The following is a 13,934-nucleotide window of genomic DNA, read 5'->3' as shown; positions in this document are numbered from 1 at the left end:
AACGTGCTGCGGCTACCGAGATAGATTGCCACATCGAAGCCGCCGCGCACGCACAGGTAAGCCCGGGCGCCTGCGCCGCGAATCGCGCCCAGCGCAAGCGTCGAACCGGCGGGAATGAACAGCGTGGTATGCAGCGGTTGTTCCACGTCGTCCAGCAATACGGGCAAGCTCGCACCCGTGACGGCGACAACGGCGTCGGTGTTAAAGCGCAACGCCGGGCCGCTCATGGTGATCTCAAGCGCGGCAGCGTCAGTGTTGTTCCCCAGCAAACGGTTACCGAGCCGCAGCGCGCGATCGTCCATTGGGCCTGATGGAGGAATGCCGACCGCCCAATAGCCGAGCCGACCCGGATGATCCTGTACGGTGGTTTGCGTGCCACCGCTCACCACTTCTACCGTGCTTGCGCGATATCGCAATCCTTCAAGGCAGCGCGTCCACGGTTCGCCGGAAGCGAACGGCGCGTCGTCGATAATCTGGCGCAGGTAATCACGGTTTGTCTCTACGCCATAGAGGCGCGTGTCGTGCAACGCATTGGCGAGAGCACGGCGGGCTGCATCACGCGTGGGAGACCACGCGATGACCTTCGCCAGCATGGGGTCGAAGTAAGGGGGCACTTCGCAACCTGCTTGAATCCAGGTGTCGATGCGCAGCGCGCGCCCGTCGGCCGGAGGAAACGTAACGTGGGTCAGCAGGCCTGGGCTAGGCTTGAAATCGCGCCCCGGGTCTTCTGCGTAAACACGAGCCTGGATCGCGTGGCCGGCAGGCTTCAGCGCCGCGGCCAGATCGCTCAAGGGGCCAAGCGTGCCCGCCGCCAGTTCGATCATCCAGCGGACCAGGTCGACTCCCCAGACCTGTTCGGTCACGCCATGCTCGACCTGCAAGCGCGTGTTCACTTCGAGGAAATAAAACTGTTGAGCGGCGCCGTCGTAGACAAATTCGACCGTGCCCGCCGAGCGGTACTCCACCGCTTTGGCGAGTTTGATCGCAGCTTCACAAAGCGCTTCCGCCATACCGTCCGGCAGACATGGCGCCGGCGTTTCCTCCAGCACCTTCTGGTTACGCCGCTGCACGGAGCAGTCGCGCACGCCGAGCGCAATCGCGTTGCCGCGGCCATCGCCGAACACCTGGACTTCAAGATGCCTGGCCCGCTCGATGTACTTCTCAAGGAACACGCCCGCGTCGCTGAAGTTGTTCTGACCGAGCCGCTTCACCACATCGAAATGCGCTGCGAGTTCGGTTGCATTCCGGCAGACACGCATGCCGATGCCGCCACCGCCCGCCGTGCTTTTAAGCATGACGGGGTAGCCGATCTTTTCGGCGGCCTGCAACGCGGCGTGCACGTCTTCCAGAAGACCGGTGCCTTCGAGCATCGGTACTCCCAGTTCCTCTGCGATCGCGCGTGCCGTGTGCTTTAAACCGAAGGCGCGCAATTGCGCGGGCGTGGGTCCGATAAACGCGATGCCCGCTGCTTCGCACGCTTCGCCGAACGACGCATTCTCCGAGAGAAAACCGTAGCCCGGATGGATCGCTTGCACGTGCTCGCGGCGCGCGATGTCAAGGATCTTGGCGGCGTCCAGATAGGTGGCCGACGCCGGGCCGTCGCCGAGACCATGAGCAATCGTGGCCTCGCTGACATGCAGGCTGGCGCGATCTGCCTCGGCGTAAACCGCGACACCCGTAACATCGAGTGTGCGAAGGGTTCGAAGGATGCGGCACGCTATGGCGCCGCGATTGGCGATGAGGACTTTCTCGAACATGAGGGATGGCGGATGCGTGGGCGGGCCGTCCCGCCACGGGGAAATGCTTGCCGCGGTCGTCCACGGCAAAACGCGTCGTTGAGTCACTGGACGCCGCGTCTACTTGAGCCTTAGTTCTTCTCGCGTGCGGGTGCAGCAGCGGCCCGAGCGCACGAGCAACACGAAATAGAGCCAGTTTCGCCACTGCTTCAGTTCCATATGAGCAACTCCGCCGGGGTCGGGTTGTAGGCGTTGCAAGGGTTGTTCAGTTGCGGGCAGTTGGAGATCAGCACGATCACGTCCATCTCCGCGCGCAGTTCTACGTATTTTCCCGGCGCCGATATACCGTCTTCGAAGCTTAGGCCGCCGTCGGACGTAACCGGCACGTTCATGAAGAAGTTGATGTTCGCGCCAATGTCCTGTTTCGACAGACGTCCGTCGTGCGCACAGGCTCGCAAGTAGTTGTCGCGGCAGCTATGCATGTAGCGTTTTTCCAGCGCATAACGCACCGTGTTGCTCTCCTGAGCACATGCGCCGCCGAGCGTATCGTGACGGCCGCAGGTGTCGGCGACGATCGTGAGCATCGGATTTCCAAGGTTTGAATAGAGCACCGTGCCTGTGGTGAGATACAAGCTTTTCTGGCGTCGCAGCGTGCGTTGCGGATCGAAGCGTTCGCGTGGATCAGCCAGGCTGTAGAACAATGTATCTACGGCTTGATTGCCCTCCAGATCCAGAATACGCAGGGTCTGGCCGGCTTTAACTTCGTGAAGCCACGGTTCCCCGGCCGCAAGCGTTTCGCGCAAGACAGCGTGTTCGGGAAGTCTGTCGCTGTGGTTAAGCGTTGTAGTCATGGTGTCAGGTCCGCTTAGAGAAAGAACCGGTCGGTGTTGATAAAGCCACGCATGTTTTCTTCACATGAGGTACGGCAGAATTCGGCGACCTGGCGATCTGCCTGTGTGAGCGAAAGCTTGACCGGCTTGGGCGCGTAGTCGGGATTCGGGTCGAGCGGATGCTGGATTGCAGTCAGTACGACGAGCGTGTTCATCGGCGCATAGAGTTCGACATAGTCACCGGCCTTTGAATTGCCCGGGACGAAATTCAGCGCGCCTTCGCCCGTGACATCGACACGGCTGAAGAGGTTCAGTGTCATCAGCAGGTCGGAGATTGAGAGTCCCCATTTGCCGAGTTCGACCAGCAGGTTGTCGGTGCCATTGCGATAAAACGCGTTACGTAGTTCCTGATAGCGGCCGACGCCGTATTGAGTGTTCACCTCGTCGGCATTGGAAACACCGCCTAGGGCGTCGTGCCAGCCGCATGTGTCGGCAACTATGGCGGCGAGCACACGGCCCATGTCGGAGTATAGGCAATGGCCGGCGGTCAACTTCGCGGTGTGCTGGCACTTCAGCGTATCCGGGAGATTCAGCCGTTCGCTTTTCTCAGTGGCATTGACGAGCATGAGACTGACGTTGGCCCCGCCACGCAAGTCGGTAAGACGCAGGCACTGCCCGCGCTTCACGATCAACGACGCATGCCCGCCGCCTGGGACAGTTTCTTCTAGTAGCCAATCCATCTTGTGATTTCCTTTAAACCGGGATCACGTCTGCGCGCAGGGCGCCTTGCACCGCGGCTTGCGCCGCGTGAAGGGACGACGCTGAATCGCGGCTGTGATCGAGTGGAATGTTGTAGGTAATGCGCGCGCCGTATGCCCCCGGTGCATGAGGATCGACGCGCACCTTGTCGAATACGAGCACGCGGCTGCCGAGGGTGAAGCCTTCTTTCAGGTCGTGCGTGACCATGAAGATCGTCAGGTTCGATTCGCGCCAGAGGCCAAGCAGCAGTTCGTGCATGTCGCGGCGGATGCCGGGGTCGAGCGCGCCGAAAGGTTCGTCAAGCAGCAGCACGCGTGGTTTCATCACCAGTGCTTGTGCGATTGCGAGACGCTGCTGCATCCCCCCCGAGAGTTGCTGCGGGTACTTGTCCAGTGCTGTGCCCAAGCCGACGCGTTCGAGCATGGCAACCGCTTCATCCAGCGCCGCGCTGCGGCGCGCACCGAACAGCCTGCCCGTGAACTTCGCCTGAGGCAGTTCCAGTCCCAGCAGGACATTACGGACCACGCTCAAATGTTCAAACACCGAGTAGCGCTGGAACACCACGCCACGATGTTCATCCGGCTCCGCGGGCAAGGTTTTGCCGTCGAGCAGGATCTCGCCGCGTGTCGCCTTTTCCTGCCCCAGCAAAAGGCGCAGGAACGTGGACTTTCCGCAACCGGAAGCCCCGACCATCGAACAGAATTCGCCTTCGGCAATGCTCAGGTTCAGCCGCTCAAGCACGACCTGGTCGCCGTATTTCTTCCATACGTTGCGGACCTCGATCATCGCGCGCCTCCGCTGTACCAGGGGAATATCCATTGCGTCAGGCGTCTTAGCGCTTCGTCCATCAGCCATGCGAGCAGCGTGATCCACATCACGTACGGGAGGATCACGTCCATCGCCAGATAGCGGCGTACCAGGAAGATGCGGTACCCGAGGCCATCGGTTGATGCAATGGCTTCGGCCGCAATGAGAAACAGCCACGCGGAGCAAAGCGACAGCCTCATTGCGACCAGAAGACGAGGCAGCAACTGCGGCAGGATTACGCGCAGGATCAGCGTCCAGCTTGTCGCCCCAAGCGTCTGGGCCTTCACCCACAGCTCGGCCGGAATCTCGCGGGTGCGCGACTGCAGGTCGCGAATGATCATCGGCGTGATGCCGATGACGATCAGTACGACTTTCGACAACTCGTCAAGCCCGAACACGATGAACAGGATGGGCAGCACCGCGAGCGGCGGGATCATGGACAGCACCGTGATGAACGGCGAGAACGTCGCGCCCGCCAGCGGCAGCGCGCCCGTTGCGATTCCCGCGACCAGCGCAATAGCCGCGCTGACCACCAGTCCAATACCCAGCCGCCTGAGGCTCGACACCGTGTCGTCCCACAGCAGGTATTCGCCGGTGCGCTTGTCTTCAGTGAATGCGACCTGCTTGATGGCGTCGCTCATTTGCGTCGCGCTGGGCAGCAGCTTGTCGTCGGGATTGACCTTAAGCCGCAACGACGACCCCGTGAAATAGATCGCCACCAGCACGATGAACGGCAGCAACAGCAGCATGAGGCCGCCGCTTCGGCTGGGATGTCGATTGATCAGTCGCATGGCGCGCGCCTTATTGGAGAGATGCTGATTAGAGCTTGCCTGCGGCCGCCATGGCGACATACGACGGATCGAAACGCAGCTTCACATTGCTCTTGCTGCCGACTACGACGCCCTTGTCGAACGCCATGCCGACCGCATCCGCGCTGGGTGCACCCTGACCCAGCAGGCCGTGATCGAACGAGAATTTGGCGACGCGCGTCATGATCACTGGCAGGTTGGGGCTGCTGACAAAATCGAGTGCGGCTTGTGGCGTGTAGAAGAGGGCGGTGGTGGAGAGCTGACCCTTGAAGCCCGCGAGATCGGTGCCGGAAGACTTGGCCATTTCGGTGAGCGCGGCCGTGCTGTTGGGGCTGTTCGCGTGCATCAGCGCGACCATCTCGAACCACGCGCCAGTGAGTGCCTTGCCGAGCGCCGGATTCTCCTGCAGCGTCTTCGTGTTGACGACCATCATGTCCATGATTTCGCCCGGGATCTTGCTGGAGTCGAAGACTTCGGTGACGTTCGGCTGCGCCTTGAGATCGGCGAGCATCGGGTTCCAGGTCACGGCTTGCTGGACGGCAGGCGTGGCGAATGCCCCTGAGATATCGGCGTCCGAGGTGTTCACGACCTTGAGGTCACGTTCGGTCATGTGGGCGCTTTCGAGTGCGCGTGCGAGCAGGTAATGGGAAACGGAGAACTGGACCAGATTGATTTGCTGGCCCTTGAGGTCCGTGAGCTTCTTGCCCTTGCCCTTGATGAGCACACCGTCGTTGCCGTTGGAATAATCACTGACGATTAGCGCAGTCGAATCAACGCCGCCGGACGCGGGAATCGTCAGCGCGTCCATGTTGGTCATCGCACAGCCGTCGAATTTGCCTGCGGTGTATTGATTGATGGATTCGACGTAGTCGTTGAGCTGTACGACATCCACGTTGATGCCGTATTTCTTGGCCCATTTGGAGACGATGCCCTGGGTCTTGGCTTCGCCCCATGGCATCCAGCCAGCGTAGATGGTCCAGCAGACCTTGAAGTCCGTACGGCCGGCGGCGAATGACGGGGTGGAGGCGAGGGTGACGAGAGAGATGGCAGCGATGCCGAACAAGCGAACAAGCTTACGCATGAGTGTGACCTCGAGGGGACGGTTAGCGGACGGCCAGGAGCAGCGCGAATATCGCGTTCTCTCCCGGGCTTTTATCCCGCCGTGTAACCTCGCCTGAGGTCGACAACTCTCGGACCAGCACCCGCTCGACTAAACCAAGCAGGCCGGAACCCTAGTCATCCATTTCCAGATTGTGTGCTTTGACCGGATGCTGCGCCGGCTCCTTGCATTTTCTCTTAAGCGATAAGCGTGCCATAGGCCCGGGTGCTGGTTTGTCAAAGACCGAACTCCCAACCAGTGCTCAAGTTTGGGTTTGAGTGCACCGCTCTAAAGCGCACGGCGCACAGTGCTCGTGCATGGATAGCGTCATCTAAACAGCTGCTAGCCGCCTTCCCTCAAAGCGGGGTATTCCCCAATTAACCGTGTTAACCCCAGGATATTGAAGCGTCGTGTGAATGTCCTTATGATCCGTAAAACGATTTAGTAAAACGTTCTACCAAGTCGGAAAACTAGACGGAAAAACTAGACGGAGACAAGGAAATGCCCGGATCAGATCGTTGCTTATCAAGTCATTCTTTATCGCGTCGCCGCTTTGTGCAAACCGCCGGCGCCGCGGTCGCCACGCTCGCGTTTCCCGTGATCGGGCGTGCGGCATCACCTATCCAGCTGCGGTTTTCATCCACCATGACCGCCGACGAAAATTCCGCGCACTACATCTATTACGAACGCCTTCAGGCGAACCTGAAGAAGAGCGTGGGTGATCAGATTCGTGTCGACTTTTTTCCAAACGGGCAGTTGGGCAAGGAGGCCGATGTTGTCCAACAGGTTCGGCTGGGTTCGATCGACATGATGATCACGGGCAGCTCGATCTGGGCAACCGCGCTCCAGGAACTCGCGTTGCTGGATCTTGGTTTTCTCTTCGATAGCTGGGCGCATGTCGGCAAATCGGTTGACCACGGTGTGGCCGATGTCTACGACAAGCTGATGCTATCGCGCACGGGATGTTCAATCATCGGGTGGGGTTCGCATTTCAACGCACGCAGCGTCTACACCAAGCCCCCGATCAAGGATCTGGCCGCGCTTAAGAACGTCAAGCTGCGTGTGTTGCCCACGCAGGCGTTTGTTGAAACCTTCAAGTTGATGGGCGCCATTCCCACGCCGATTGCTTTCAACGAGGTGTACACCGCCGTGCAGACGGGCGTGGTCGAGGGTTTCGAACACGATGCGGCCAGCGTGCTTTCCAACAAGCTCAATGAAGTCGTGCAGAACAGTTGGCAGACCAATCACTTGTTCAGCCCGTGTATCACGGTGATCGGCAAGCGGGGACTCGCGAAGATACCCGATGCCATCAAGCCCCAGTTCCTGGACGCCGCCCGTGAGGCGAGCTTGTATCAGCGGCAGGAGGCTGCATCGAAGGGAGCGGACGCCCTTGGCGCCCTCAAGAAGGCCGGCATGACTTTCTATCCGATGGCCGATGCGGAGCGCAACAACGTCCGCAAGCTGATGCGCGACAAGCTGTGGGTGCCGTTCACGCAAAGCAATCCGGTGACAGCGCCGGTACTGGCTGCCATCGACGCGGCGCGTGCGTGACATCCCTGATGTGCCCGATGTGCCAGCAGCTCGGGGCGTCCGCTTCCCGACCTGGGAACATGGAACGAGAACCGAAACATGAATGAATCACTCAGCAAGCTGGCGGGCCACGAGCTGCGTATCGCCGAGGGTCCGCAAGACGCAGCAGGGCTGGCGGTTGCAGACTCGTTTGTTGCAGGTCCAACTGTCAGCACAGGCACGTGGGGTTTCGGCACGCTGACCACCGGCGGTCGGTTGCTCGCCACGCTGTGTACCTTCATAGAACGTCTGTGTGGCGTGGTGCTGGCCGTCGATGTCCTGGTGGTGTTCATCTCGGTGATCCTTCGATATTTCGTGCACCATCCCGTCGACTGGGCGGAGGAGGTCGCACGCGGTCTCATGGTGACCATGGTGTTCCTGGGCGGCGCGACGGTGCTCGCACGCCGGCAGCACGTGAATATCGATTTCTTCCGCGCCTTGCTACCGCAGTCGTGGCGTGCAGCCGCGCTGCAGATCGGCTACTGGGTCATTGCAGGCACGGCGGGGGGCCTCGCCTATTCGGCGTGGCTGCTGCTGGAAGACTCGGCCAACGTGACCACGCCGATGGGCCTGCCGCAGTGGATCAACGTATTGCCGGTGATGCTGGGCGCCTTGCTGATGACCGCCGTGGCAGTAGCCAGTGCGATCACCGGCGCGACCCGCACCACGTGGCTGACCTTGGCTTGCTGCTGCGCAGCCGCCGCCGCGGTGTGGGGCTGGAACACGGTTCTCCCGCAATATGCTGTCGCGCCATGGGCTTTGCTGCTGGCGGGTTTTGTCGGCGGCCTGATAGTCGGGGTGCCGATCGCGTTCGTGCTGGCGTTGTCGGCGCTGCTTTATTTCATCAGCGACCCGACCTTGCCCATGATCATCTACTCGCAGCAGGTGATGGCCGGCATGGATCACTTCGTGCTCCTCGCTATTCCGTTCTTCGTGCTGGCCGGGCTTGTGATGGAAGTGAACGGCATGTCCTCGCGCCTGATCGAGTTGCTTGTGCGGATCTTCGGGCGTGTGCGTGGTTCCATGAACCTCATCGCCATTCTTGCCACCGCATTCTTCTCCGGCGTGTCAGGTTCCAAGCTCGCCGATATTGCCGCAGTCGGAGGTATCGTTGTGCCGGCTGTTCGACGTACGCGCCAGGACCCGAACGAGACCGCCGCCGTGCTGGCTGCCTCAGGCGTGATGGCGGAAACGATTCCGCCTTGCATCAACATGATCATCATCGGCTTCGTTGCCAACATCTCGATAGGCGGGCTGTTTCTGGCGGGCATCGTGCCGGCGGTCGTGATGGCCATGGCGCTTGCCACCATGGTAGTGATCTTCGGAAAGAAGGTTGATCCGCGCACAGCCTTTGCCAGCCGCAAGCCGATTTTCAGGCTGCTGGGCGGGGCGCTCGTCGCGCTCGTAATGGTCATCATGATCGGCAAGGGCGTGACGTCGGGGATCGCGACGTCCACCGAAGTCTCCGCGTTTGCGGTGGTCTACGCGCTCGTGGTCGGCGGTCTTACGTTCCGTGAACTCACGCCACGTGCCATAGCGAGCTTGTTCGTACGGGCTTCAGCCATGGCGGCGGGCATCCTGTTCATCATCGCGGCAGCGTCCAGTGTCGCGTTCGCACTGACCATCCTGCAGATCCCTTCCATGCTGTCGGCCGGCATGCTCGCGCTCGCGCATACCTACGGAAGCGTGGCATTCCTGGCGGTATCGGTGCTCATCATGATTGTGTTCGGCGCGGTATTGGAAGGTGCGCCCGCGCTCATCATCTTCGGTCCTTTGTTGGTGCCGATCGCCGTGCAGGTCGGCATCAATCCGCTGCATTTCGGTACTATCGCGGTCACCGCAATGGGGCTTGGCCTGTTCTCGCCGCCCTTCGGTCTGGGCTTATGCGCCACGTGCGCCATGACCGGCACGCGGGTCGAGGACGTCTCGCGCCGCATGCTCAAATACCTGGCGCTGCTCGTGGTGATGCTGGTTCTGCTGATCCTCGTGCCGTCCATTTCGCTGTGGTTGCCGCGGCATTTCAACATGGCCTGATACGGACACACCATGGCTACGATTCATGACGTTGCGGCGCTCGCGGGGGTATCGACCAGTTCGGTGTCGAACGTGCTTAACGGACGCACCGAGAAGCTGAGTGCCGAGACTTATTCGCGCGTGGAGGAAGCAATCCGCAAGCTTGCGTTCCGGCCCAATCGCGCGGCACGCCAGTTGAAGACCGGTCATACGCCGATGCTCGGCTTGCTCGTGCCTTCCACGGCGAACCCGATGTATGGCCAGCTCGCGCTGAACGTGGAGGCGGCAGCACAGTCCCGGTTCAACTACCGGCTGCTGCTCGGCAACACGCATCGGGACAAGCAACAGGAAGCGCGCATGTTCGAGGACCTGCTTTCATTCGGGGTGCGTGCGGTGATCGTGGTGTCGTCACTCAGCGATGAACGCCATCTGGACGAAGCCGTCGCGCGTGGCCTGGCCGTGGTCAGCTATGACCGCAGCGCGAACGATGGCGGCCATTCGCGTGTCGACCACGTGTCGGCCGACAACTATCAGGCAGGCTATCTCGCTGCCGACCATCTTATCGCGCATGGTCACAAGCGGCTTGCGTTCCTCGTGCCCGGCGGCAAGACACTTAGCCGCGGCGAGAAGATCGATGGGTTCCGTGAACGCGTGTCACGTGAAGGTCCGCGCCATAGCGCAAGTGTGGTCGAAGGCCGGGTGTCGGAAGCATTCGGCGATTCAGAACTGCCCGACCTGGGCTTCGCGATGGCAAGCCAGGTCGCTGCCATGCGACCCATGCCCACGGGACTCGTGACCGTCAACGACATGCTCGCGATCGGCTTGATGTCCGGACTACAGCAACTGAATCTGCGTGTACCTGACGATGTATCCGTCATCGGCATGGACGGCTTGCCGGTCGCCGCGTTCACCAATCCGGCGTTGACTTCGGTCGCGATGCCACTGACGGAGATGGCCGGCACCATGGTCGAACGTGCCATCGCCCGCTCGACACAGCCTGATTTGCCGGCTGCCGATTTCCTTTTTCAACCTACGTTAATCGTGCGTCAGTCGGTTGCAAAACCGGCGCGCGCTAAAAAGGCGGCCTCATCGACATGACGAAGATCTATTTGACCCACTCGCCCGATGCGCTCAAGAACTACTACGGTGACCGGGCGCTGGCCGAACTGCGCACGCTGGGTGAGGTGAAGCTCAATCCGTTCGACCGGCCGTTGTCAACCGACGAATTTATTCGCGAATCGCAGGGGCAGGATATTGTGGTCGCGAGTCGCGATTCGGCGGCTCCCGCTGCGCTCTTCGACCAGCTACCGGAGCTGATCGCGTTCTGCCGCGTGGCGGTGGATATCCGCAATATCGATGTCAGTGCCGCGAGCCGTCATGGTGTCCTCGTGACGCGCGCGACGCCGGGCTTCGATACATCGGTCGCGGAGTGGATCGTGGGCGTGATGATCGACCTGAGCCGGGGCATTAGCGCGGCGGCCGCGGCGTACTGGCAGCATCGCGCGCCTGTCATTGCAATGGGACGCGAGTTGCGTGGCGCGGTGCTGGGCATTGTCGGCTACGGATTTATTGGCCGGCGGCTGGCAGAGCTTGGTTTGGCGCTCGGCATGCGGGTGATCGTGACCGATCCTTTGGCGACGATCACGCAGCCGGAAATGGAACAGGCTTCATTCGACGATGTATTGAAGTGCGGCGACTACGTTGTCTGCCTTGCACCGGCTACACCGGAGACGACTGACTTGTTCAATGCGGCAGCGTTTGCGCGGATGCGGGCCGAGGCATTTTTCATCAACGCGTCGCGTGGCGAACTTGTCGACGACACCGCACTGCTCCATGCGCTCGATGCCGGCTTGATCGCCGGCGCAGCGGTGGATGTGGGCCGTGCCGCCGACCAGATGCCTGGCGCGGCGCTGGCGGCGCATCAGAAGCTTGTCGCGAGTCCGCACGTGGGTGGTCTCACGCCGCCCGCCATCGAGCATCAGGCGATGGACACGGTGCGCCAGGTTCGCGCGCTGCTCGATGGTGTCATGCCGGAGCATGCAGTCAATGCGGAATGCGCTGCGCGACTCACGCGTTTGCCGGGATTTTCCGGCGCCTTGCAAGGAGATCAATCGTGAACGACGCCTCACTGAACCTGCACGAAGGTGCGTGCGATTGCCACGTTCATATCTATGAACTCGATCGTTATCCGCTTGCCAGCACCGCGACTTTCGGACCACCGCAGGCGTCGTGGAGTGACTACATGGCGATGCAACGGCAACTGGGTCTCACACGCGCCATCCTCGTGCAGCCGACGGGTTACGGCTATGACAACCGCTGCCTGCTGGACGCATTGGAACAGTCCGGCGGAACGGCTCGAGGCATTGTAGTGATCAAGCCTGATACGCCCATTAGCGAGTTGCAGGCCATGCACGATGCAGGGGTGAGAGGCGTGCGTTTCATGACGATTCCCGGCAGTGGCAGCGTGCTTGGATGGGACGATCTGGACGCTGTCGCAAGCCGTATTGCGGAGTTTGGCTGGGTGATCAACCTTCAACTCGATGGACGCGATTTCGCGCAGTATGAAGCGCGTCTGCGCGCGCTGCCATGCTTGCTGACGATCGATCATATCGGCAAGTTCCTGGAGCCGGTGGCCACCGATCACCCCGGTTTCCGAAGCCTGCTTACGCTGCTCGATGCCGGCCGGACCTGGGTGAAGGTATCGGCCCCGTACGAGACCTCGAAGCTTGGACCGCCCCATTACGATGACGTCAGCAAGCTCGCCAGCGCCCTGACCGGCTCACACCCGGAGCGTTGCCTGTGGGCGAGCAACTGGCCGCATCCAGGCCGCAAGCCCGTGCCGAATGATGAAGAGATGCTTGCGCTGCTCTCGTACTGGGCACCCGACAGTGCCGCGCGCCGGAAGATCCTGGTCGACAACCCGGAGCAGTTGTACGGGTTCGATACTTGAGTCGCTGCGCATTGGCGTGTGGCTGCAATATTGTCTTGCTACGGCGATTTCTTTTCAATGCGCATGGCGCGCGGCGAGTCCGTCATCACTGCGTCTATACCAAGGGCGGCAGCGGCTGCGTATTCATCGGCCGAGTCAACACCGAACGCGACGATCTTCACGTCGCCGTTGGTCTTGAAGCATTTGACGGCGGCGGGAGTCCACCACTTCGCATCCACTTTCGATACCCCGATCCCCAGCGTGAAGCGCTCGATCACTTCGACTTGACGATGCAGCTCGATTCCCACCCAGCTTCCGGCCGGTGGCGGGTTGTCGCAGGTCCCGCCGAGCGAGAGATCGACCAGACGATTGCGAGTCGCATCGCGCGTCTCGAACACCTGCGCCTCGCGGTGCACCTTCATTAACTGAATTGCTTCGGCATCAGTGGAATACAAGCGCACGCGCGACCACGCATTCACGTTATCCAGAACCTGCACGACCGCGTCGACCAGCGGCGCTGCAGGCGTTTGCTTCATGTCGAGCATGATCGGTACATTCCGCGGTACGGCGTCCAGTGCCTCACGTAATGTAGGAATGCGCAGAGGGTTGGCGCGATACGGGTAGCTGGGTTGGCCTGAAGCGTCCAGGCGACTGAATGAATAGCCCGCGTTGAGTTTGCGAAGGTCGCCAAGCGTGATCTCGTCCAGACGGCCCTGTCCGTCGGTCAGCGAGCCGAGATCCGCCGGGCGATAGAGCACGGGGACACCATCCTTCGTTACCTGGACGGTCATCCACAACGCGTCGGCGCCATTCTCAAGAGCGGTGCTGAACGCTTGCAGGGTGTTCTCTGGTGTGTCCCCAGTCCCGCCCCGATGCGCGACGATGAACGGTGCGGCAAGCGCGGGCGTTAGCGGCAGGGCGGCGATGATCGCCAGTGAAAACACAGCGGCCCGCAAACATGCAGGCCGGGAAATCCGGATGAACCAGGCGGGCATTTTTCCTGTCGGCCTAAAATCAGCATGGGTTGTTTGTGTCATTATTCTGTCATCCGTAATACATGGAAAACGACTCTATATTCTGCATGAGTTGCTGTATTGAGCCGGCGCAAGAACCCGCTCGTTGCTCTCGCTTATCGATCTCGTTATGCATTGCCGGGAAGCTTTGGCGTGGCGCAGTATAGAGGGTCGTTGGCGCGGATAGCATGAAGAACACGCCTGATTTTTCCACTTACCGGATGACCCATCCCATGACCGCACGAACTGACGCCGCCGCCGCGTCCCCTTCATCGGTAGTTACGTTTCAGAGCAAATACGACTTCGAGGCCACCGTTTCCCGGCTCAAGGCAGCGCTGGCCGCGCATGGCGTAACGCTCTTCGCCGATAT

General features: G+C 60.9%; 12 protein-coding genes, 1 pseudogene and 1 riboswitch. Of the genes and pseudogenes, 6 read left to right on the top strand and 7 right to left on the bottom strand.

Annotated elements, in window-relative coordinates; all coding sequences use genetic code 11:
* From JWR14_RS06975 to JWR14_RS06950, 6 genes are all read right to left on the bottom strand, one after another.
* Window positions 1-1,757: biotin carboxylase N-terminal domain-containing protein (locus tag JWR14_RS06975; protein WP_299703574.1), on the bottom strand; the 1,757-nt coding region annotated here is incomplete at its 3' end.
* 188 nt (window positions 1,758-1,945) lie between these two features.
* A complete protein-coding gene (locus JWR14_RS06970) occupies window positions 1,946-2,587 on the bottom strand; it encodes an urea amidolyase associated protein UAAP2 (RefSeq protein WP_299703571.1) in 642 nt (213 codons plus the stop codon).
* A 14-nt stretch (window positions 2,588-2,601) separates the two neighbouring features.
* Window positions 2,602-3,306 (bottom strand): urea amidolyase associated protein UAAP1, encoded by a 705-nt coding sequence (locus JWR14_RS06965; protein ID WP_299703568.1) that lies wholly within the window; start codon window positions 3,304-3,306, stop codon window positions 2,602-2,604.
* A gap of 13 nt (window positions 3,307-3,319) precedes the next feature.
* Complete coding sequence (locus JWR14_RS06960; protein WP_299703565.1) at window positions 3,320-4,111, bottom strand: ABC transporter ATP-binding protein; 792 nt, start codon at window positions 4,109-4,111, stop codon at window positions 3,320-3,322.
* The gene (locus JWR14_RS06955) at window positions 4,108-4,923 is read right to left on the bottom strand and encodes an ABC transporter permease (RefSeq protein ID WP_299703563.1); all 816 of its coding nucleotides are present in this window, start codon (window positions 4,921-4,923) and stop codon (window positions 4,108-4,110) included. The genes JWR14_RS06960 and JWR14_RS06955 overlap by 4 nt, the downstream gene beginning before the upstream one ends.
* Window positions 4,924-4,951: 28 nt before the next feature.
* The gene (locus JWR14_RS06950; RefSeq protein ID WP_299703560.1) at window positions 4,952-6,022 is read right to left on the bottom strand and encodes a putative urea ABC transporter substrate-binding protein; all 1,071 of its coding nucleotides are present in this window, start codon (window positions 6,020-6,022) and stop codon (window positions 4,952-4,954) included.
* A 58-nt stretch (window positions 6,023-6,080) separates the two neighbouring features.
* Window positions 6,081-6,188: riboswitch (guanidine-I (ykkC/yxkD leader) on the bottom strand.
* Window positions 6,189-6,541: 353 nt separating this feature from the next.
* On the opposite strand from JWR14_RS06950, the gene JWR14_RS06945 reads away from it, so the two are divergent.
* From JWR14_RS06945 to JWR14_RS06925, 5 genes are all read left to right on the top strand, one after another.
* Window positions 6,542-7,591: a TRAP transporter substrate-binding protein gene (locus JWR14_RS06945; protein ID WP_299703557.1), complete on the top strand. Its 1,050-nt coding sequence runs from the start codon at window positions 6,542-6,544 to the stop codon at window positions 7,589-7,591.
* A gap of 78 nt (window positions 7,592-7,669) precedes the next feature.
* The gene (locus JWR14_RS06940) at window positions 7,670-9,643 is read left to right on the top strand and encodes a TRAP transporter large permease subunit (RefSeq protein ID WP_299703556.1); all 1,974 of its coding nucleotides are present in this window, start codon (window positions 7,670-7,672) and stop codon (window positions 9,641-9,643) included.
* A gap of 12 nt (window positions 9,644-9,655) precedes the next feature.
* Window positions 9,656-10,720 (top strand): substrate-binding domain-containing protein, encoded by a 1,065-nt coding sequence (locus tag JWR14_RS06935; RefSeq protein ID WP_299703554.1) that lies wholly within the window; start codon window positions 9,656-9,658, stop codon window positions 10,718-10,720.
* Entirely contained in the window at window positions 10,717-11,739 is a 1,023-nt protein-coding gene (locus JWR14_RS06930) for an NAD(P)-dependent oxidoreductase (RefSeq protein ID WP_299703552.1), read from the top strand. Before JWR14_RS06935 ends, JWR14_RS06930 begins: the two co-directional genes overlap by 4 nt.
* Window positions 11,736-12,572, top strand: coding sequence for an amidohydrolase family protein (locus JWR14_RS06925; protein WP_299703550.1), 837 nt, complete (start codon window positions 11,736-11,738; stop codon window positions 12,570-12,572). Before JWR14_RS06930 ends, JWR14_RS06925 begins: the two co-directional genes overlap by 4 nt.
* Before the next feature lie 38 nt (window positions 12,573-12,610).
* Here JWR14_RS06925 and JWR14_RS06920 read toward each other — a convergent pair whose 3' ends face one another.
* A complete protein-coding gene (locus tag JWR14_RS06920) occupies window positions 12,611-13,546 on the bottom strand; it encodes a glycerophosphodiester phosphodiesterase family protein (RefSeq protein ID WP_299703548.1) in 936 nt (311 codons plus the stop codon).
* A 206-nt stretch (window positions 13,547-13,752) separates the two neighbouring features.
* On the opposite strand from JWR14_RS06920, the pseudogene JWR14_RS06915 reads away from it, so the two are divergent.
* A pseudogene (locus JWR14_RS06915) lies at window positions 13,753-13,934 on the top strand (hypothetical protein); the annotation flags it as partial.

The organism is Caballeronia sp., from assembly GCF_028292365.1.
Lineage (GTDB): Bacteria > Pseudomonadota > Gammaproteobacteria > Burkholderiales > Burkholderiaceae > Caballeronia.
Note: the sequence above shows the minus strand (reverse complement) of the source record. Positions and strands in the feature narration are given on the sequence as shown.